General features: G+C 53.7%; 19 protein-coding genes. 17 read left to right on the forward strand and 2 right to left on the reverse strand.

Annotation, left to right across the window (positions count from 1 at the left end; translation table 11 throughout):
* Nucleotides 1–126: 126 nt before the first annotated feature.
* Nucleotides 127–756: an RsfA family transcriptional regulator gene (locus tag V5G20_RS10845; protein ID WP_003386285.1), complete on the forward strand. Its 630-nt coding sequence runs from the start codon at nucleotides 127–129 to the stop codon at nucleotides 754–756.
* A 78-nt stretch (nucleotides 757–834) separates the two neighbouring features.
* On the opposite strand, the gene V5G20_RS10850 is transcribed toward V5G20_RS10845, so the two are convergent.
* Nucleotides 835–1,302 (reverse strand): N-acetyltransferase, encoded by a 468-nt coding sequence (locus V5G20_RS10850; RefSeq protein WP_003386284.1) that lies wholly within the window; start codon nucleotides 1,300–1,302, stop codon nucleotides 835–837.
* 272 nt (nucleotides 1,303–1,574) lie between these two features.
* Here V5G20_RS10850 and V5G20_RS10855 point away from each other — a divergent pair, with 272 nt between their 5' ends.
* The 10 genes from V5G20_RS10855 to V5G20_RS10900 all read left to right on the forward strand — a co-directional run bounded on the left by V5G20_RS10855 (nucleotide 1,575) and on the right by V5G20_RS10900 (nucleotide 11,590).
* Nucleotides 1,575–2,918 carry an acetyl-CoA carboxylase biotin carboxylase subunit gene (locus V5G20_RS10855; protein ID WP_024983990.1) on the forward strand — a complete coding sequence of 448 codons (1,344 nt, stop codon included), beginning with the start codon at nucleotides 1,575–1,577 and terminating at the stop codon, nucleotides 2,916–2,918.
* 14 nt (nucleotides 2,919–2,932) lie between these two features.
* Nucleotides 2,933–3,145 (forward strand): acetyl-CoA carboxylase biotin carboxyl carrier protein subunit, encoded by a 213-nt coding sequence (locus V5G20_RS10860; RefSeq protein ID WP_003386282.1) that lies wholly within the window; start codon nucleotides 2,933–2,935, stop codon nucleotides 3,143–3,145.
* 49 nt (nucleotides 3,146–3,194) lie between these two features.
* Nucleotides 3,195–4,127 (forward strand): hydroxymethylglutaryl-CoA lyase, encoded by a 933-nt coding sequence (locus V5G20_RS10865; protein WP_003386281.1) that lies wholly within the window; start codon nucleotides 3,195–3,197, stop codon nucleotides 4,125–4,127.
* Nucleotides 4,124–4,897 (forward strand): enoyl-CoA hydratase-related protein, encoded by a 774-nt coding sequence (locus V5G20_RS10870; protein WP_003386279.1) that lies wholly within the window; start codon nucleotides 4,124–4,126, stop codon nucleotides 4,895–4,897. The genes V5G20_RS10865 and V5G20_RS10870 overlap by 4 nt, the downstream gene beginning before the upstream one ends.
* Nucleotides 4,898–4,916: 19 nt before the next feature.
* The gene (locus V5G20_RS10875) at nucleotides 4,917–6,455 is read left to right on the forward strand and encodes an acyl-CoA carboxylase subunit beta (RefSeq protein WP_003386278.1); all 1,539 of its coding nucleotides are present in this window, start codon (nucleotides 4,917–4,919) and stop codon (nucleotides 6,453–6,455) included.
* A gap of 157 nt (nucleotides 6,456–6,612) precedes the next feature.
* Complete coding sequence (locus V5G20_RS10880) at nucleotides 6,613–7,587, forward strand: ketopantoate reductase family protein (RefSeq protein ID WP_171506295.1); 975 nt, start codon at nucleotides 6,613–6,615, stop codon at nucleotides 7,585–7,587.
* A complete protein-coding gene (locus V5G20_RS10885) occupies nucleotides 7,571–7,990 on the forward strand; it encodes a DUF3397 domain-containing protein (RefSeq protein WP_003386276.1) in 420 nt (139 codons plus the stop codon). The genes V5G20_RS10880 and V5G20_RS10885 overlap by 17 nt, the downstream gene beginning before the upstream one ends.
* Before the next feature lie 49 nt (nucleotides 7,991–8,039).
* Entirely contained in the window at nucleotides 8,040–8,597 is a 558-nt protein-coding gene (locus V5G20_RS10890) for a helix-turn-helix domain-containing protein (protein ID WP_003386275.1), read from the forward strand.
* Between the two features lie 116 nt (nucleotides 8,598–8,713).
* Nucleotides 8,714–10,336 (forward strand): bacillithiol biosynthesis cysteine-adding enzyme BshC, encoded by a 1,623-nt coding sequence (gene bshC / locus V5G20_RS10895; RefSeq protein ID WP_251237670.1) that lies wholly within the window; start codon nucleotides 8,714–8,716, stop codon nucleotides 10,334–10,336.
* A gap of 201 nt (nucleotides 10,337–10,537) precedes the next feature.
* The gene (locus tag V5G20_RS10900) at nucleotides 10,538–11,590 is read left to right on the forward strand and encodes an S-layer homology domain-containing protein (protein ID WP_035988933.1); all 1,053 of its coding nucleotides are present in this window, start codon (nucleotides 10,538–10,540) and stop codon (nucleotides 11,588–11,590) included.
* Between the two features lie 335 nt (nucleotides 11,591–11,925).
* Here the strand turns inward: V5G20_RS10900 and V5G20_RS10905 are convergent, their stop codons facing one another.
* Entirely contained in the window at nucleotides 11,926–13,197 is a 1,272-nt protein-coding gene (locus V5G20_RS10905) for an APC family permease (RefSeq protein WP_172920692.1), read from the reverse strand.
* A gap of 132 nt (nucleotides 13,198–13,329) precedes the next feature.
* On the opposite strand from V5G20_RS10905, the gene V5G20_RS10910 reads away from it, so the two are divergent.
* The 6 genes from V5G20_RS10910 to V5G20_RS10935 all read left to right on the forward strand — a co-directional run bounded on the left by V5G20_RS10910 (nucleotide 13,330) and on the right by V5G20_RS10935 (nucleotide 20,673).
* The gene (locus V5G20_RS10910; RefSeq protein ID WP_003386270.1) at nucleotides 13,330–14,226 is read left to right on the forward strand and encodes a LysR family transcriptional regulator; all 897 of its coding nucleotides are present in this window, start codon (nucleotides 13,330–13,332) and stop codon (nucleotides 14,224–14,226) included.
* Between the two features lie 126 nt (nucleotides 14,227–14,352).
* A complete protein-coding gene (locus V5G20_RS10915) occupies nucleotides 14,353–15,612 on the forward strand; it encodes an adenosylhomocysteinase (protein WP_003386269.1) in 1,260 nt (419 codons plus the stop codon).
* Between the two features lie 151 nt (nucleotides 15,613–15,763).
* Nucleotides 15,764–16,195 carry a division/cell wall cluster transcriptional repressor MraZ gene (mraZ, locus tag V5G20_RS10920; RefSeq protein ID WP_003386267.1) on the forward strand — a complete coding sequence of 144 codons (432 nt, stop codon included), beginning with the start codon at nucleotides 15,764–15,766 and terminating at the stop codon, nucleotides 16,193–16,195.
* Nucleotides 16,196–16,251: 56 nt separating this feature from the next.
* The gene (gene rsmH, locus V5G20_RS10925) at nucleotides 16,252–17,196 is read left to right on the forward strand and encodes a 16S rRNA (cytosine(1402)-N(4))-methyltransferase RsmH (protein ID WP_327970435.1); all 945 of its coding nucleotides are present in this window, start codon (nucleotides 16,252–16,254) and stop codon (nucleotides 17,194–17,196) included.
* Between the two features lie 62 nt (nucleotides 17,197–17,258).
* Nucleotides 17,259–17,690, forward strand: coding sequence for a cell division protein FtsL (gene ftsL / locus V5G20_RS10930; RefSeq protein WP_003386265.1), 432 nt, complete (start codon nucleotides 17,259–17,261; stop codon nucleotides 17,688–17,690).
* Between the two features lie 202 nt (nucleotides 17,691–17,892).
* On the forward strand, nucleotides 17,893–20,673 hold the full coding sequence (locus V5G20_RS10935; RefSeq protein ID WP_338463403.1) for a penicillin-binding transpeptidase domain-containing protein: 2,781 nt from the start codon (nucleotides 17,893–17,895) through the stop codon (nucleotides 20,671–20,673).
* The last annotated feature ends 61 nt before the right edge of the window (nucleotides 20,674–20,734 follow it).

Raw genomic sequence — 20,734 nt, forward strand, 5'->3', positions numbered from 1 at the left:
CGCTCCCGTTTAAACAATTGTGTGCTTGGACATACTTTTTCTAGTAGAAAACGATTCTACCAGAGTAGGAAAAAGCATAGGATGGAGTACATCATCCTTTTAAAGGTAACGGGAGGGACTTCATACATGGTAGCTTCCAGACAGGACGCATGGACTGAAGATGACGATCTGGTGTTGGCGGAAGTCACCCTACGCCATATTCGCGAGGGCGGGACGCAGCTTGCTGCTTTTGAAGAAGTAGGGCAACGCCTTGGGCGTACGGCGGCCGCATGCGGATTTCGCTGGAACAGTTGTGTGCGCAAAAGATATGACGCAGCGATCGTGATAGCGAAAAACCAGCGGCAGCAGTTGAAAAAGATGGGACGGCTTACTTCTGTCCAAACAGAGGTAAATGGAGAGGCACAGCTTCTGAGAAAACAGCAATCGCCGGTCCAGCAGCTCTCGCCAAGCGGCTCAGCCGAGGAGCAGATTGACGCAGTGATTCGGATGCTGATGAATCACAAGGATTTGGTCCGAAAGGTACGGCAGCTTGAACAAGAGTTGGAAGGAAAGGTTTTGGAGATAAAAGAGTTGAAGGAAGCGCACGACAGGATGAAAAAAGACTTGGAACAGGTCCAAGGAGTCAACGAGGATTACAAAGCGTTGGTTCAAATCATGGAGCGTGCACGGAAAATGGCCTTCTTGAATGAAGAGGAGCCCGTGAAAGCCATTTTCAAAATGGACGAGAACGGGAATTTGGAGAGGGTGGAAAAATAGACCCGAAAGTCTGCAAGGGACAGCGAATCATGAAAAAGAAGCGGCCGCATAGCCGCTTCTTTCGTTTTTCAAACCCCGTCAGTCTTGAAGTCCGACACCCTCTGGGAGCCATACATAAGGGTTTTCGCCGCGGTCACGGACCGGGTTGTACTTGACCGGAGTAAAACCCATCTTCAACCAGAATTCATCCGCACGACAGCGGGAGTTGGTCTTGATCGGGGCACCGAAGCTCTTGGCATGGTTCACCAGAGCAGTACCGTAGTCCTTGCCCCGATAATCCGGAAGGACCTCCAGCTTCCACAGCTCGTAGTAATCCTGAGCGGGGGCAAAGTATCGATCGTACTTGCCGTCGATTTTGTAAAGGCTCATCCGCGCCACCAGCAAATCATTGTCATAGATGCCGTAGAAAGGAGATTCGGAATCGTTTTCCACGATGTTCGCCTCCAGGTCTTCCTTCATCGAAAGCTCCTCCAGGCCAAATTCGCGGAATCTTTGAAACTCCTCCAAAGTCTTGTAGTTGATGTTTAGACGTTTTACCTCAAACATGAGTAAGCCACTCCTCTCACGCGCTTTGCCTTGCCATAACATTACTTATCATTATACACAAAATCGGTTACATCTGAGCGCATTTTCTCCTTTTGTCCCATCTGTTTGCAAAAAATGTTTTCGTCTCCATGGAAAAAATTTAAATTTCAACCTAGAACTATGTCATATCTCATGGCAAAATAGAGAGAAGCAAAACAATTTCGACAATCGTCCGGACGAGTTGCAAACGGTTTCACGGTGCCGGCCGATTGGTCTTGGAGAGGAGCGTTGCCATGCGAAAAGTATTGATCGCCAATCGCGGGGAAATCGCCAGGCGGATTATTCGCACCTGCCGGGAGCAGGGGCTGGGGACGGTAGCGGTGTTTTCAGACGCAGACAAAGATCTTCCCTTTGTCCGTGAAGCAGACGAGGCCGTACATATCGGCCCGCCACCGGTACCGCACAGTTACCTCAATGTAGACGCCATCATCGCTGCGGCCAAACAGACAGGGGCGGATGCCGTTCATCCGGGTTACGGATTGCTGTCCGAAAATGCAGCGTTTGCCCGCCGCTGTCAGGAGGAAGGCCTGCTCTTCATCGGTCCATCGCCAGAGGTGATCGCCCAGATGGGAGATAAATTGACGGCTCGAAACGTGATGCACAACGCAGGAGTCCCGATCGTACCAGGCTGCAAGGAACCCGCGCAGTCTCCTGACGAGGCGGCGCAGCTGGCTTCGGAGATCGGGTATCCGGTCATGCTGAAAGCGAGCGCTGGCGGCGGAGGGATCGGCATGCAGATTTGCCGTGACGAAGCCGAGCTGAGGCAAGCGTATCAATCGGCAAAGGGCAGGGCAAAGGCGTACTTCGGCAACGATGCGATGTACATTGAGCGCTATGTCGATGAGCCACGTCACATCGAAGTGCAGATCGCCGGGGACATTCACGGAAACGTTCTGCATATTCTGGAGAGAGAGTGCTCGATCCAAAGAAGACATCAGAAGGTACTGGAGGAAAGTCCTTCTCCCTTTTTGGACGACGATACGAGAGAGAAGCTCTGCAGCGCAGCGGTGCAGGCAGCACGTGCTGTAGGCTACACCGGTGTCGGAACAGTAGAGTTCATCGTCGATGGAAACAAACAATTCTATTTTTTGGAAATGAATACACGCCTGCAGGTAGAACACCCTGTCACGGAGGAAATGACCGGACTTGATCTGGTCGCCATGCAGTTGGCTATTGCGAGAGGAGAAAAACTCTCATTTGCTCAGGAAGATATCAAGGCGATCCGGCACGCGATAGAGCTGCGGGTCTATGCAGAAGACCCGGTCACGTTTATGCCTTCGCCGGGAACGATCACGCTGTATCAGCCGCCGCAGCTGGAGGGCGTCCGGATCGACGACGGTGTGGAAACAGGGACACAAGTGACTCCGTTCTACGATCCGATGATTGCCAAGGTCATCGCTTCCGGAGCGGACCGGAGCGAAGCGATCAAGCGGGCGAAAGCGGCAATGCAGCAATTTGTCCTCACCGGAATCAAAACCAATATTCCATTCTTGCTGGAGGTACTCGAAGACGAGCAGTTCGTCCGGGGAACCTATACCACTCGTTTCATCCAGGAACGGAAACAAAAATCAGTCTAAGGAGTGCGAGCAAAATGAAGAATGTAGCAGCAACGATGGCAGGAACAGTCATCAACATCCTGGTGCAAAAAGGCGATCAAGTCAAAGCCGGTCAAGATGTGATCGTACTGGAATCAATGAAGATGGAAGTGCCGGTTCAGGCGGAAGCAGACGGCGTTGTTGCCGAGATCAAAGTCAACAGCGGCGATTTTGTCAACGATGGAGATGTGATCGTCGTACTGGAATAGAATGGGGCTGCTTCTAAACTGAGCGCCCGCTAGGAAAGGGGGAGCGTCCATGCAGGTACAAATTGTCGAGGTCGGACCGCGCGATGGACTGCAGAACGAACAAAAAGTGCTCTCCGCTCCGGAAAAAATCCGGCTGATCGAGATGCTGGCGGAAGCCGGACTGCAAAGAGTGGAAGCGAGCTCCTTCGTAAACCCGAAGTGGATTCCCCAACTGGCTGATGCGGGAGAGGTTTGCCGCTCGCTTCCGCACCAGTCACGCGTGAGGTACAGCGCCCTTGTTCCAAACCTGAAAGGGCTGGAGCGGGCGCGGGAGTGCGGCTTGACCGAAGTAGCCCTGTTCATGTCCGCATCGGAGACGCACAATTTGAAAAACATTAACAAGTCGATCGAGGAGACCTTTCCCGTCCTTCGCGAGACAGCCAGGGAAGCATTGGCCTTGGGCATGCGTGTCCGCGGCTATGTGTCGACGGTGTTCGGCTGCCCCTACGAGGGAGAGGTTCCCCTGGACAACACCCGCAAAGTCACGAATGAGCTGATTTCGATGGGGGTCTATGAGGTCTCGATTGGCGATACGATAGGAGTGGCTACACCCCTGCAGGTTCATCAAGTTTTTGCGGCGCTTGTGAAAGATGTTACGACTGAGCGCTTGGCCGGTCACTTTCACGATACCCGCGGTACTGGTCTGGCAAATGTCGCCGCAGCGCTGGACGAGGGCATACGGATCTTTGACAGCTCGATCGGAGGGCTTGGCGGCTGTCCATATGCGCCGGGGGCATCTGGAAACATTTCGAGCGAAGACCTTGTTTACATGCTGCACGGGATGGGATACGAGACAGGGGTCAGCCTGGAGAAGCTGGTCGAGGCGGGAGCGTATGTCCAGCAGCTTTTGGGACGCGCCCTGCCATCCAAGGTGCTCCAGGCCGCCTTGGCCCAGTCGCACAGAAGACAACCCGAATCCCGGGCAGAAGGAGGCAAAGCATGACTGTCTTGTATGAAAAAGAAGGACTGATCGGGATATTGACGATAAACCGCCCTGAGGTGTTTAACTGCCTCAACCTGGACACTTTGCTCGCGATGCGGCAAACGGTTGCCGAGGCAGCCGTGGATCGGAGCGTGCGTGTGCTGATCGTCACCGGAGCGGGAGACAGGGCTTTCTGCTCCGGGGCCGACCTGAAGGAGAGGCGGTCCATGACTGATCTGCAGGTACAGCATTACATCAGAACAATCCGCGACACGTTCAGCGAGCTGGAGCGGATTCCCAAGCCGGTAATCGCAGCCATCAATGGCATTGCCCTTGGCGGCGGCACGGAGCTGGCTCTCGCGTGTGATTTGCGTGTGATGAGCGAGACAGCCCAGATGGGGTTGACGGAAACGTCCCTCGGGATCATTCCCGGCGCGGGCGGAACACAGCGGCTTCCCAGGCTGGTCGGCAAAGGAGTGGCAAAGGAGCTCATCTTTACGGCCCGCCGCGTAGCTGCCGGGGAAGCGCTTGCCATCGGACTGGTGAATAAGGTGGCGGCTTCCGATCAAGTCATGACGGCTGCCCTGTCGCTTGCCCGCGAGATTGCCGAAAATGCCCCGATCGCCTTGGCCCAGGCCAAGTATGCGATCGACTACGGTCTGGAGACTGACCTGGCTACGGGGCTGGCCATGGAGAGCAACGCCTATCAGGTATTAATCCCTACCCGTGATCGGCAGGAGGGACTCGACGCCTTTAAAGAGAAGCGAAAGCCGGTGTATCGCGGCGAATAAGAGGAGGTAGTAGGCACCCATGAGCAAACAAGCAGAAGACATGCTGAGAGAACGCATCGCCCAGGTGGAAAAGGGCGGAGACGAAAAATACCATGCCAAGCTGAAGGAGCAGAACAAGCTGTTTGTCCGTGATCGCTTGAAGCTTCTGTTTGACGACGAATTTCACGTGGAGGACGGCCTGTTTGCCAACTTTATGGCTGGCGACCTGCCGGCAGACGGAGTCGTTACGGCTATCGGGAAAGTAAACGGACAGACGGTCTGCGTCATGGCGAACGATTCTACGGTAAAAGCAGGCTCCTGGGGTGCCCGGACGGTCGAGAAAATCATCCGCATTCAGGAAACGGCGGAGAAAATGCGGGTGCCGCTGTTGTACCTGGTCGATTCCGCCGGGGCACGGATTACGGACCAGCTTGAAATGTTCCCGGGCCGGCGGGGGGCAGGTCGAATTTTTTACAATCAGGTAAAGCTCTCCGGCAAAATTCCGCAAATCTGCATCCTGTTTGGACCTTCCGCTGCCGGAGGCGCCTATATCCCGGCGTTTTGCGACATCGTCATCATGGTCGACAAGAATGCCAGCATGTATCTGGGGTCCCCGCGGATGGCCGAGATGGTGATCGGAGAAAAGGTGACACTGGAAGAGCTCGGCGGTGCCCGCATGCACTGCTCTGTCAGCGGCTGCGGAGACGTACTGGCAGCCAATGAAGAAGAGGCGATTTCTGCCGCTCGCCGCTATCTCGGCTACTTTCCTGCCGACTACACGGCCAAGCCTCCGGTTGGGGCCGCCAAGTCGCCTCGTCCAGACGCGAAAAAAATCAGCGAGATCGTCCCGGAGAATCAAAATGCTCCGTTCAACATGCATGAACTGATCGACGCGTTGGTCGACGAAGGCTCGTTTTTTGAGGTGAAGAAGCTGTTTGCGCAGGAACTGATTACGGGGCTTGCCCGTCTCGATGGCAAGCCGATCGGTATCGTGGCGAATCAGCCGAGGGTAAAGGGAGGCGTCTTATTTGTCGATTCGGCTGACAAGGCGGCGAGGTTCATCACGCTGTGCGACGCCTTTCAAATCCCGTTGCTGTTTTTGGCGGACGTACCGGGCTTCATGATCGGCACGGCGGTCGAGCGGGCCGGCATCATCCGCCACGGAGCAAAAATGATATCCGCGATGGCGGAAGCGACGGTTCCGAAAATTTCGGTTATCGTGAGAAAGGCCTACGGAGCAGGACTTTATGCCATGGCCAGCTCTGCTTTTGAACCAGATGCATGCCTCGCGCTGCCGGGAGCGCAAATAGCCGTAATGGGGCCGGAAGCAGCGGTGAATGCTGTCTACAGCAACAAGATTCAAGCCATTGAAGATCCCCAGGAACGGCAAGCCTTTATCATGCAAAAACGGAAGGAGTACCAGGAAGACATCGACATCTATTTGCTCGCTTCCAATCTGATCGTGGACGCGATCATTCCTCCTGAAGAGCTGAGACGGGAGCTGATTGCAAGATTTGACGTCTATGCGAACAAGAAGCAGATTTTTTCAGAGCGAAAGCACCCCGTTTATCCGGTGTGACCATTTCGCCCGCTGGTCGTCCCAAGAGGGATGGCCTTTTTTATTTCGGCAGGTGAATATTTTTTTGACAATTTCGATCTCTTTACGTAGGAATAATTGATCATTGCCAGCAACTTTGGTATTCTTGAAATAAGTATTGATTAATGTAGGTGAACAAATGCAGCTTCAGTCGATACCACTCCATTTGGTTGTCATAGGCGGCGGTTCTGTAGGGCTTTTATATGCGTCCAGGTTGCTGCTGAGCGGGCAGTCAGTCACACTCGTCACCCGCACCCGCGAGCAGGCGCAGCTCTTGACGCAAGCAGGAGTAACCCTTCGCCAGCTCGACGGAACGGTGCAGAAGGCTTCAATCCGAAGCAACCCGATGGAAGACGGTTTGCCGCAAGGAGACCTTTACCTGCTGGCGGTCAAACAGTCGGATCTTGATGCGATCCTGCCTGATCTTCGCCACCTTTCTGCTGCATCGCGGGTATTGGCCCTCCAGAACGGCATGGGACATTATGAGAAATTGACACAGGTGCTTGAAAGCCGTCAGTGTTTTTTTGCAAGCAATACGGAAGGAGCGCGCCGGCTGTCCCCTGTAGAGGTCGAGCATACCGGAACGGGACTTTTGCGCATAGGTCCTTGGACGGAACAGGATGAGCGCGATCCGATCTGCAACGCGTTCGTAGAGCTTGCCAACCGCTGTGGTTTTCAGGCCGTTTATGAGGATACGATAAAACCATTCGCCTGGAGAAAGCTGCTGGCAAATGCCTTGATCAACCCGTTGACAGCTCTGTTCGAGATGCCAAACGGCATGCTGCTTGAATCCCCGCACACCGTGACATTCATGAAAGAACTGTTTTGGGAAGCCGCGGCCGTAGCGGAGCGCTGCGGTGAAAAAATTGAAGAGCGAGATTGGCAGGAAGTTGTAAAAATTTGCCGAAATACTTCCCGTAACATTTCCTCAATGTTGCAAGACATCCGGCGGCGGAATCACACGGAAGTAAACGCTATCAACGGTTATCTCGTTCAAAAGGGGAGGGAAACCGGAATACCCGTCCCGATGCATGAGACATTGCTGCGCGCCGTGCTTCTGAAGACAGACATGGTGAAGGGGAAGGGAGAGGCCGCCATTGACCTTTTTGGGTAAGCTTTGGTCGTTTTTTTCAACGACGTGGACCTATTTTTGGGCGACGTTGACCGCGTTTCCTTTTCTTGGATTCCCACTGGCGTACTTTTTGGTGTATCTGTGGAAAAAGGACCGGCGTTTGGCCGGACGCTGGGCTGTAAATATCACGAATTTTTTGCTCATTCGTGCCGTTGTCGTCGCGTATAGCGTAATTTGGCCGGAAGCGCTGTCTGCGTGGTGGTGGATTACCGGATTTTTTCTCGCGGCCATTGGACTCATCGGCTGGGTTCAAATCAGGCTGAAAGGTAAGCTGTCGCTGTTGAAGGCGAGCTTCTCGGTTTGGAGACTGTCTTTCCTCCTGTTTGGACTGGTCTACGTAGTGCTGTATACAACCGGGATCTTTAAGACGATGGGCGACGTATAAACACTCGCGGCACCGATACATATACCAATAAAGAAAGAAGGTAGGATTTATGAGGCTTCCCATCGAATCGATTGGGCATAAGATTCGAATGATTCGGAAAGAGCGTGGCTTTACCCTGGAGATTATGGCGAACAAAACAGGACTGAGCAAGGGCTTGCTCAGCCAGGTCGAACGCGGCATTTCTCAGCCTTCTCTTGATTCCCTGTGGAAAATCACGAAGGCTCTGGAGGCTTCGATCATCCATTTCTTCGAGGACATCGACCAGAAGCAGGTCCACGTTACGCGAAAGCCGAAGCGCAGACAGATGGTTTTTCCCGAGTCAACAGGGACGTACGCGTTATTGTCTGCGGGGGGAAGCTCAAAACTGGGTATGTTGGAAGTAAAGCTGCAAAAAGGCGAAATGGTAGTGGACAAATTCGTGCAAGGCGAAGGAGAAGAGTGCTTTGTCGTCACGAAGGGAACGGTTACCGTGCGATTCAACGATGAAGAGCACGTACTGGAGGCCGGCGACAGCATCACTTTCGACAGCACCAAATCACACAGTGTCGAAAATACGGGCGAGGAAGAAGCGGTTCTGATCTGGTCCGTCACTCCGCCGCAATTTTAATTGCATACAATGGCAATTACACTTTGACAACCCATTACGGCGGGTTGTCTTGTTTTTTTGGGGGAGGGGGGCATGGTATAATTTGCAGTGACATGGAGTAAGAAAGGTGAGCTTCTATGAATGTTGAATGCGTATCGCTGCCGTTGGCCAACCGGCTGGCTCATGATTACCAGCTGGGAAACGCCGACGCGCTGCGTTTTTTTACCTATCCCCCGTACCAGATGGAATCGTATCGGAAACGGCTCGAATGGCTTGAAAACAATGAGATTCCTCACAGAGACAAACTAGCTGATGGGCTGCTTGCCTACAATCAAGCGATCGGCAATCATCAGCGAGCGATGGAAGGGATCGAAAAGCTGCGAAAGCAGGGTACTATGGTTGTGATCGGCGGCCAGCAGGCTGGTGTCCTTACTGGCCCGCTGTACACGATTTACAAGGCTGTCCATCTGATTCAGGCTGCAAGGCAGCTTTCGGCACAGTTGAATGCAGAAGTCGTTCCTGTGTTCTGGATTGCCGGCGAGGATCACGACATCGATGAGATTGACCACACATTCTGGCTCACCGATCAAGAGACAAAGCTGCATAAGGAGAAAATCTCCCTTCCGCGTACGGGACGCCCTTCGGCCAGCAGTGTGCCGCTGGGACGTGCGGAGTACGAGGCATTCATGGAGAAGCTGTTCGCCAATTTGACAGAGACGGAGGAGACAGCGGCGATCCGCAGGTGGGTGGAAGAGGCTGCTGCATCGTCAAAAACCGTCGTCGATTGGTTTGCCCGCCTGATGGCCAGTTTGTTTGGCAAGCACGGCCTGATTCTGGTCGAATCTTCTCTCCCTTTTGTCAGAGAGCTGGAAAAGCCGGTTTTTACGCAAGTTTTGCAGCGAAATGAGGAGCTCAGCGCGCTTGTAGCCGACGCGGCTGGCCGTTTGGAGAGTGCAGGCTACCCGCTTCAGCTGGAGGTGGGGGGACAGGAGGCGAATCTCTTCCTGTATGAAGGAAAGGATCGTTTGCAGCTGCTTCGCCACGGAGATCGCTTCGTCACCCGCCGGGGAACGTATACCCGCGAGGAGATGATTGAGCTGGCCGAGACAGATCCCTGTCGATTCAGCTCCAATGTAGTCACCCGCTCGCTGATGCAGGAGCATCTCTTCCCGACCTTGGCTTTTGTGGCTGGCGCGGGGGAGATTGCTTACTGGGCGTATTTCAAGGAGGTGTTTGCCGCTTTTGGCAAGCAGCTGCCGATCGTGCTCCCGCGGGTCTCCGTCACCCTGGTTGAAGGGGCGATTGCCCGCTTGCTGAAAGATTTCGACCTGCCCATCGACAAGGCGCTGGCTTCGTTTGCCGCGTGGAAGGAGGAATGGGAAGCGAGCAGGGGAGCCCATCCCTTGACGGACCGCTTTCAGCATGTCCGGGACGCCATGCAGGAGCTGTATCAGCCGCTCGTCAGCGAGGTTGCACTCCTGGAGCCGGGAATGGAGCAGTTGGCGGAGAAAAATGCGGCTCGTCTATTGGAACAGGTAGACTTTTTGGAGCGGCGGCTAGTTCTGGCGCTGGAGCAGCGGGAAGATATCGGGAAGCGGCGTCTGTGGAGGCTGGAAGCGGCGCTGAATCCTGCAGGAGGATTGCAGGAGAGGAAGCTGTCGATTATCCCGTTCGTAAACAAATACGGTCTGTCGCTTGTCGACCGGCTCGTGGAAGCGCCCCTCGTCCACGATGGCAGCCATCAGGTTGTCTATCTGTAAAACCGGATAACATGAGTGAAGCCGCACCGTTTGTGATCGGGTTGCGGCTTCTTTTTTTGTGCTCCCGGAAATGAAGGGTCTGACCATGCACCATGGAAAAACTTTCTTGCCGTTTTGTTGGGATTTGTCGAAACATTTCATGCATATAAACGTCATACCTTTTGAACAGGAGATTTTCTCCGAAAGGTGGTCAAACTTTTCATGCGAGGCAAGAAAATGACGACAGGCAGATGGGTGTTGACCGTTGCTCTTTCTGTTACCTGGCTGCTATCCGGTTTGGGAGCAGGGGGACAGACGGCCGAGGCCCGCATTAGCGATCTGGCAGCCAGCAGCGGTACCTTCGTGGATACCGAGCGGCATTGGGCCAAAAAAGAGATAGCAGAAGCGGTAAGCGCACGATGGGTTCAAGGATTTCCGGATGGAACGTTTCGGCCGGAGACACCTGTTTCCCAGGAGCAGTTCATGGCGCTGGTTGAGCGCATGCTGCCGCCATTTAACGGACACGAAGCGGATGATTTCGCGCAGGACCTTTACCTGAAACCCGTGAAGGGCCGCTGGTCGGAAAAAACGTATAAGCATTTGCTGCCAGCTGGCATACTGCCGAGCGGAAAGCCTGAGGAGCCGCTGACGCGCGTTGAGGCGGCAAGATTGACCTTGGCTGCGCTGGGTAAACAGTCAGAGGGAGAAAAATACCGGGGTACGACGTCCCGCTTTTTTAGTGATGTATCAGTGGACAATGAGCATCAGGTAGTGATGGTGTATCCGATCTATAAACTAGGCGTTATGGCTGGTTACCCGGACGGGACGTTCCGCCCGAATGACAAAGTCAGCAGGGCGCAGGCGGTGGTCCTCCTGAACAGGATCAGGGAAGCGCAGGAGGAGCTGTACCCGGGGAAGGTAACCGAGGCGGAGCGCCAGGCGATGACAAAAGCGGTAGACAGCTTTGTCACAACCGTTATGGACAAGGAGAAAATCCGGCGATACGACGATCTGGTCAGCTACGTACAAAAAAACAAGCTGCCCGTCAGTGAAAAGTTCCTGCAAGAGCACTTCTCGTTTATGAAATACGACGTCTATGATTTCATTCGCTTTCCGCGTTTTGACGAACTGATTTACTACGCGAAAATCAGCGAGGGCAAGTACCGGATGACCGTCCAATACTATTCCGGAGAGCTGGGCGGCAGTGTAGACAGGACGTTCTATCTCGCGTCCGCGGACGGAAAGGACTTCCGGTTGATCGGAAAAGACGAGTAGCAGGGACTGCCGGAAAGGCGGAAAATTTGCTGCCCGTTTCAATAGAACGGGACGAGCGAAACGATGATGATACGGTGGCAGCAAAAACAAAGATTGATTACACGTGCTCGTTTGACGGTTGCCAGACTGTCCTGCAAACTGGGACGGAGTAAAGCCGGAGAACAAGAAAAACAGCCATTCCTGCTCAAGTTTGACAAGCAGGGAACGGCTGTTTTTTGTTTCGGAAACGGCTGTTTTTTTGTTTGGGAAATGAATCGTTTTTACTATCATCTTTTGGACTGATACCTATTCACATGCCCATTGTTTATGTCGAAGCCCGCTCCTTTGCCATCAGGTTATGAAGCTTTTCGCTGCCAGTTTTCCCATATCAGGAGAACGCCGGCAATCACCAGCGGATAAAGCGCCGACCATCCGAGAAAAGGATAAAGCCCACCGGTAACGATCAGCGATGTCCAGGCAGCGATACGTCCATACCGGCTGTTCTTCAAGAGTCGGACACCGGCAAGACAGCCCCCGATATAGGTGGCAAAAAAAGTCGCGTTGGGAAACTGGATGAGACGAGCGAGATCAATCCAGCCCATGGCAAGAACGAATAGAACGATGAAAAAACAAATCGATAAAAAGAGCAGTCCGCCGACCGGCGTCCCGTATTTGGAATGGAGACGGCCAAACCAGCGCGGGGCCGTGCCTTCCTGAGCCAAAGCATAGGCAATTCGGGAAGCGGCGCTGATATACGCATTGGCCGCAGCGACGCAGATAAACAGGGCCGTCACACTGACAATCCACCCTCCGATCGGGCCAAACGAAAGCTGAACCATCACGCTCAGAGATGCTTCCGACCGGCCTTCGCCATAGCTGTGGGTAGCAACGGTCATAAGGGCAACGGCGAAGTAAAGCAAAGCGACGATGCATGCACTCCACAGGACGCCGCGGACCGCGTTTTTCTCCGGATCGACAAACTCCTCGGAGAGGTGTGTCACCGCTTCCCAACCGATAAAGCACCAGAACAACAGGCCAGCCACTTGCACGACACTCAGCCAGCCATTCGGGGCAAATGGAGTAAAGTGACTGGCAGAAGCATGGGGCAGCGCGGCCAATACCGCGATCACCAAAATAGCCACGATCAATGAAACGACAACCGTCTGGACGCGGCTTGCGACTTTCAGGCCAAATACGTTCATGAGGACGACAGAACCAAGAATCAGTCCTGCAGCGAGATACACTTGAAGCTGGCTCCACTGCAAAAGGACAGCGACATAGTGGGACGCTGTGACAGCGACGATCGGGGCGCCAATCGGAACCGACAACAGAAAAAACCAGCCGACCATGTTTCCATAGCGGTCTCCGAAAGCCATCCTGACGTAAGTGGAGACGCCACCTGAGCTAGGGTGTCGGGCGGACAACAGCCCCATGGTGATGGCCATCGGCAGTACGAGGATGGCCATGAACAGCCAGGCGAGGACAGAGGCGGGGCCGGCCATTTCTGCCGCCATCCCGGGGATGAGCAGCACTCCCGAACCGATCACGGCACCGATATACAGGGCGACGATTTGGGGAAGCGACAGCGTTTTCGCCAGTCCTGACGTGTGAGAAGTCGAGTTTTTCATGTAAATTCCTCTCCCGAAAGCTATTTATTTGCTGGTATTTGAAGTGTAGCATAGACGTTATCATCGGAGTTATCTATAATATTCGATGATGAGAATCGAAAAAAACGATTTAATAATAAAGGGGAGAGCCCGATGGATACCCGTTATTTGCAGACCTTTCGCGAAGTGGCGAAATGGCACAGCTTTACCCGAGCGGCTGAAGTGCTTGGTTATGCCCAATCCAGTGTTACGACTCAGATACAGAATCTGGAACAGGAGTTTGGCGTCACCCTGTTCGAGCGGTGGGGACGAAAAATCAGGCTGACACATGCCGGAGAAGTGCTGCTGGAATACAGCGGGCAGCTGCTCGGACTGCTTGATGAGGCGAAGGCCCAACTGAGTGAAGAGGCTCAGCTAGCCGGCACGTTGACCATCGGGACAGTGGAATCTCTCGCCGCTTTTTACTTGCCCCCCTATTTGCAGCAGTTTCGCCGCGAGCAGCCGCAGATTCGGGTGCTGCTCAATCCGGGGATCTGCTACGAGCTCCGTCAGGGTGTCAAGGAGGGCACTTACGACTTTGCGGTTGTACTCGATTGGCTGCAATCCCACCCCGACTTGGAAAGCGTAAATCTCGGAGAAGAAGAACTGGTCGTCATTGCATCTCCCGAACATCCGCTGACTTCGCGAAAACGGGTTGAAGCGAGTGACTTCAATGGCGAACAGTGGATTTTTCCCGAGGCGGGCTGCAGCTATCGGTCGATGATCGAGTCAGTCCTGCGCGACAGTGGAGCGAGCTTGGAACCCTCGCTCGAGTTTGGCAGTCTGGAAGCGATCAAGCAATGTGTGGCATACGGGCTGGGAATCGCACTTGTCCCGATGATCGCTGTGGCCGAAGAGGTGAAAAAGGGGACGATCTCGGTCTTGCCCTTTACGCATCCAGACATTCGCGTTTACCGCCAGCTCGTATACCATAAAAAGAAGTGGATGCCGCGAGCGATGCGCCACTTTTTCAATCTGTTGACCGAAGGGATGCCTGCCCGTGAGATCTAAATGGCAAAAACAAAGCGGAATAGTTGCTTTTTTGGTTATAGGGTTATGGAACGGATAGGAAAAACAAAAATCATGTGGTAAGATAAATCATAGTTTGTTTGTAGAAGAAGGAGGTTCAATCCGCTCATGAACATGGTTTCTGAAAGCATCGTAAAAGATATGGCGCTTGCGCCGAATGGCCACCTGAAAATCGACTGGGTAAAAGAACATATGCCCGTCCTCAACCGGATCCGCGAGCGCTTTGAAAAGGAAAAGCCGTTTGCAGGCCTGAAAGTAGCGATTTCGTTGCACCTGGAAGCAAAAACCGCCTACCTGGCGAAAGTGGTGCAAGCCGGCGGTGCCGAGGTAACCATCACCGGCTCCAATCCGCTTTCTACACAGGATGATGTTTGCGCAGCGCTTGTGGAAGACGGCATTCGCGTCTTTGCGAAATACAATCCTTCCCCGGAAGAGTACAAAAGCCATCTGATCAAAACGCTGGAAACGCGTCCGGACCTGATCATTGACGACGGTGGCGATCTGGTGACGATCCTGCACAGCGAGCGTCGCGATCTTCTTTCCCAAGTGCGCGGCGGTGCCGAGGAAACCACGACAGGAATCCTTCGCTTGAAAGCGCTCGACAAGGAAGGCAAGCTGGAATTCCCGATGGTTGCGGTAAACGACGCATTCTGCAAATACTTGTTTGACAACCGCTACGGTACAGGCCAATCCGTATGGGATGGCATTAACCGGACCACCAACCTGGTCGTCGCTGGAAAAACGGTAGTTGTCGTCGGCTACGGCTGGTGCGGCAAAGGCGTTGCGATGCGTGCGAAAGGTCTTGGAGCGAAAGTGATCGTCACCGAGATCGACTCTATCAAAGCGGTAGAGGCGTACATGGACGGATTCGAAGTCATGCCGATGAGCGAAGCGGCCAAGCACGGCGATTATTTCGTCACAGTGACCGGAAACCGCGATGTCATCCGCAAAGAACATTTTGAAGTCATGAAAGATGGCGCGATCCTCTCCAACGCCGGCCACTTCGATGTCGAAGTGAACAAGGTTGAGTTGGAAGCGATGTCGAAATCCAAGCGCACCGTTCGCAAAGACATCGAGGAATTTGTCTTGGCAGATGGTCGAAAAGTGTATCTCCTGGCCGAAGGACGTCTGGTCAACCTGGCTGCCGGTGACGGCCATCCGGCGGAAATCATGGATATGACCTTTGCCCTGCAAGCCGTCTCTCTCGAATACGTAAACAAAAACTACGAGTCTATCGGCAAACACGTGCTGAACGTGCCTTACGAGCTGGACGAAATGGTTGCCCGCTACAAGCTGGAGGCACTCGGCATCACAATCGACAAGCTGACAGACGAGCAAAAAGCATACTTGGACAGCTGGGTCGAATAATTTCGCGAAACGCGTCTTTTCCCGGTAAAAAAATCAACGAAAAATCCTGCTTACAAAAGCAGGATTTTTTATTTATAATAGCAAGTAGGTGACCGAGTGGGGAAAAGTGGGGGAAAGTGGAGGTCAGCGGAAGGAAAGTGGGGGGCAGGCCGTGTTCATGGGTGAATACCAACATAGCATCGATGAAAAAGGCCGGTTGACGATCCCTGCCAAATTCCGTGAAGGCCTCGGGGCTTCCTTCGTCATTACCCGCGGGCTCGACCAATGTCTGTTTGTCTATCCGCCAGAAGAGTGGAAAGCATTGGAGGAGCGGCTGAAGACGCTGCCGTTCACCAAAGCGGATGCTCGCGCCTTTACGCGGTTCTTCTTTTCCGGAGCGGCGGAATGCGAGTGGGACAAGCAGGGAAGGGTAAATATACCACCTACTTTGCGCGACTACGCGGCGCTTCAAAAAGAGTGCGTCGTCATCGGTGTATCCAATCGGGTAGAGATCTGGAGCAAGGATCGTTGGGAAAATTACTTTGCGGAGTCGGAAGGATCTTTCGCCGAGATTGCGGAGAAGCTGGTGGATTTTGATTTATAGGAATCGGAGAAAATGCGGTGCGTCGGAACCATTCAGGTGCACCCGTTGAATTAGGAGTGACGGCTTTGTCCTTTCATCATGTAACTGTATTGCGAGAAGAAGCCGTTGACGGACTGAACATCCGGCCGGATGGCATTTATGTGGATTGTACGCTCGGTGGCGCCGGGCACAGCAGTCTGATCGCTTCGCGGCTTGCGCCAGGCGGACGATTGATTGCGGTTGACCAGGATGACTGGGCGCTGGATAACGCGAAGGAACGTCTTGCTCCCTACATAGATCGGGTAACGCTGGTGAAAAGCAACTTTCGCCATCTGAAAGAAATTGTGGCTGAGCTGGGCCTCGATGGTGTAGACGGCGTACTGTTTGATCTGGGCGTTTCGTCTCCGCAGCTGGATGAAGGAGAGCGCGGATTCAGCTACAATGCCGATGCACCGCTTGACATGCGGATGGACCAGCAGGGAGAGCTTACCGCCTACGACATCGTCAACGAGTGGGACGAGCAGGAGCTGGCCCGAATCATTTGGGAATACGGCGAAGAAAAATTTTCCCGGCGAATTGCCCGGCAAATCGTTCAAAGGCGGCAGCAGGCTCCTGTAGAGACGACAGGGGAGCTGGTGGAAATTATTAAAGAAGCCATTCCGGCCGCAGCGCGCCGTACCGGTCCCCACCCGGCCAAGCGGACGTTCCAGGCGATCCGGATCGCTGTCAATGACGAGCTGGATGCCTTCCGGGATGCGATCGTGGATGCGATCGGCATTCTGCGTCCCGAAGGTAGAGTGAGTGTGATTACGTTCCATTCCCTCGAAGACCGGATCTGCAAGCAGGTTTATCAGGATTTTTCCAAAGGGTGCATTTGTCCCCCTTCCTTTCCTGTATGTGCCTGCGGAAACAAGGCCACGGTCAAGATCGTGACCAGAAAGCCGATCCTGCCGTCAGAAGAAGAGCTGGAGGCTAATCCTCGGGCGCGTTCAGCCAAGCTGAGGGTCGCTGAAAAGTTATAGAAAAAGAATGCGGCAAAAAAATTTGAGACGCTCGCAGCCAGAGCAAAAGGAGTGAGACCGAGATGAGCTACTACTACCGGAGTAATCTCGCGGTAGAACTGGAGGATTCGCCAGGTTCCGTCACCAAGAAGAAAACGAAGCGGACTGTACGCATCAAACCGTCTATACCAACCAAGGAGAAGCTGATGTATCTGTTTTTTATCACCCTGGTTGTCATAGGTGTGGGGATGGTTGGTGTTCGTTATTCGCAAATCTCGCAGTACAACTATGAAATACAGCGCCTGAAGAAAGAGATCAGAATAAATAAGGAAAAGAACACCAGTCTTCAGCTGCAGATCGAGCAGCTCAGCAACCGCGATCGGATCATCATGGAAGCGGAGAGAATGGGAATGGTGTACAATCCGGAAGCGGCTCATCTGGTAGGTCAATCCAAAGAAGCTGCAAAAAAGGACGGGAAAGGAAGCAAAGCTGCGAGTCAAAAGAAACAGCCATAACCCAAGCACGGGACAGCAATGAGCTCTGTAGAAAATGTTACTTGCGCAAGTGAGTAACATTTTTTCATAATGTCTTCTGAATAAAAAGACTGTTCGAATGCAGATCCGCCGGCTTCGTCGAACATGATTCGACGGAAGCTTTTCTTTTGACAGTCGGTTTTTTGATATGCAATGGAATATCCTTGGTTTGGAGTGAAACAAAATGGAACTGAAACGGCGTGTGAATTTGCGCATTATCCTCCTGGCCCTGTGTGTAATCGTACTGTTTTCCTCGCTCACGGTACGTCTTTGGTGGATTCAGACGGTGGAAGCGACAGGCATTATGGAAATCGCGCAAAAGCAGTGGGATCTGGAGAAAACGCTGAAGCCAAAGCGTGGAGCCATTTTGGACAGGAATGGGGAAATTTTGGCCTATGAGGGAAAGGCGTATGATGTGAGCGCAAGGCTCAAGCCTCGCGATGACAGGGATCAGGATGTCGTGAAAGATCCTTATTATACTGCACAGGCGCTTGCGCCCATCCTGAATGCCCCTGTAAATGAGCTGTTGCGAATCCTGACCAAGCCAAATCAAGTTGTTGAGCTGGGAAGATACGGAAAAAAGATCAGCGAAAATCAAAAAGTCGGCATTGAAAACCTGCAGTACCCCCAGCTCCCAAGCGGAGAAAAAGTGAAGACCAACCAACTCCCGGGGATTATTATTACCGAAACGACACGTAGGTACTACCCGAACAATAGCTTTGCAGCGCATGTCCTCGGCTATTTGGACTTCTTTGAAGAGAAGGCCAAAATGGGGATCGAGCTCCAGTTCGACAAAGAGCTCCGGGGCGAAAAGGGAGAGATGCATGTAGTCACGGACAAGGTAGGCTACCAATTGCCGGATGGCGAACGGGAGTACAAGCCGGCCAAGGACGGCATGAACATCTACCTGACGATCGATAAGACGATCCAGGATTACGTGGAGCAAGCGCTCGACAAGGCCGAGCAGGAGTACAAGCCAAAAGGGGCGACTGTCGTGGTGGCGGACCCGCAGACCGGCGAGATTTTGGCGATGGGCAACCGGCCGCAGTTCAATCCGAATACGTACTTTACCGGGATTACCAACTTTACGAATCACGCCGTAACCACCATGTTTGAGCCGGGCTCTACATTCAAGATTATTACACTGGCGGCAGCGATCGAAGAAGGCAAATTCGATCCGAACGCATACTATCAATCCGGGACGTACAAGAAATTCAAGCCGCCCATCCGCGACCACAACCAGGGGGCGGGCTGGGGCACCATCTCCTTCCTTGAAGGGGTGCAAAGATCGAGTAACGTCGTGTTTGTCATCATGGGATACGACTACCTTGGACCTGAGCTTTTGAAAAAGTACTTTGAGAATTTCGGGATCGGCAAGCCGACAGGCATCGAGCTGCCGTACGAGAAGAAAGGGATTTTGAACAACCTGCTGAAACCGGCTTCCCAGCGCGACATTGCCGTTACCACTTTTGGGCAAGGGGTGGCCGTCACCGCGATCCAGCAGGTGGCAGCGGTAGGAGCCATCGCCAACGGCGGCGAGCTGCTCAAGCCGCACATCGTAAAAGAAATGCGCGATCCGGTGACGGGAGCAGTCGTAAAACGCAGCCAGCGGGAAGTGGTCCACCGTGTCGTAAGCGAGGCGACCGCCAAAAAGACTCGTGATGTTTTGGAAACGGTCATTACCGGAGAGCATGGTACAGGGAAATCGTACTTTATAGACGGTTACCATGTTGCAGGTAAAACGGGAACGGCCCAAAAGTACGACGACAAGGGAAGAATTATGGAGGGGCAGCACTATATCGTGTCCTTTATCGGCTTTGCTCCCAAAGACAATCCCCGTTTGCTTGTCTACGTCGTCGTGGATGACCCGACCACAAACGAGCATTACAGTTCATGGGGAAAAAATTTCGTAGCGCCGATCTTCAAATCCGTCATGGAGCGCAGCCTCCAGTACCTGCAGCAAAAGCCGGATGCGGTAGGAGCCGAGAAAAATGCCCAAACGGTGACGGAGCAGGCCATTGCAAAGGCAGAGCAAGTTCGCGAGGTCAGCATGCCCAAGCTGGTCGGGATGTCTACAACAGCCGCCAAGCTCAGGGCAGAGCAGGACAACATCACGGTCAACATCATGGGAACCGGGACGAAGATTGTCAATCAATACCCGGCTCCTTATGAAAAAGTGGTGCCCGGATCGACGGTCACGCTTGTAACAGACCGAATCGAAGGTTCAAAAATGCCTGATTTCAAAGGGAAATCGCTGCGCGAAGTCATGGAGTTCGCATCGCTGATGCAGCTCAAGATCACCTCGTACGGCGCCGGCTTCGTCACGCAGCAAAATATTCCGCCAGGTACAGCGTTAAAAGGAGGAGAGCAGCTTCAGATTACTCTCCAGCCGTCATCCGGTCCGCTTTCTCCGGCACTGCAGCCTGGTCAAGGCGTGGTGCCAGGAACGGCAACAGATCCGGGCGGAGCCCAACCGGACGCAAATTCGCCTGATGGCCAGTCCGGTGCAGCGAACGCTGCTGGAGGGCAGCCTCCACCAGGCTCTTCGCAAACAACAGTGCCTGGTAACGGTACACCTCAAGGCGATAGCGGGAATACGACCGTACCTGGAGTTCCCCAGACAGGTACGACAAGGAGTGGCAATCCCGCTTCGACGACAGGGACATCTGGGACACCGGGAACGTATCCACCGGTTTATCCGCCAGGTGCCGTGCAATCGGGCACAGGTATCGCCCCGGGAACACGAGCTGTTCCGACTGGAGGCTATTCCGGCTATCAGGGCTATCAAGGCCATCCGGGGCAACCTGCCGGTGCGGGACAAATGCCGGTCGGAACAGGCCAAAGCTTGCCGCAGGGACAAGCAACCTGGCAGTATCCCTACCCAAACAATACTGTGCCGGGCACACAGCAGATTCCCGCAGGGCCGCCTGCTGCTCCGGCCGGATCGACAACCGCACAGCCATAGGTTCTAACCTGTCCCCCCTCCGAATAGGGTAGGAATGAGACAACCTGTGTCATAAGGGGGG

Source organism: Brevibacillus borstelensis (assembly GCF_036700025.1).
Classification (GTDB): Bacteria; Bacillota; Bacilli; order Brevibacillales; family Brevibacillaceae; genus Brevibacillus; species Brevibacillus borstelensis.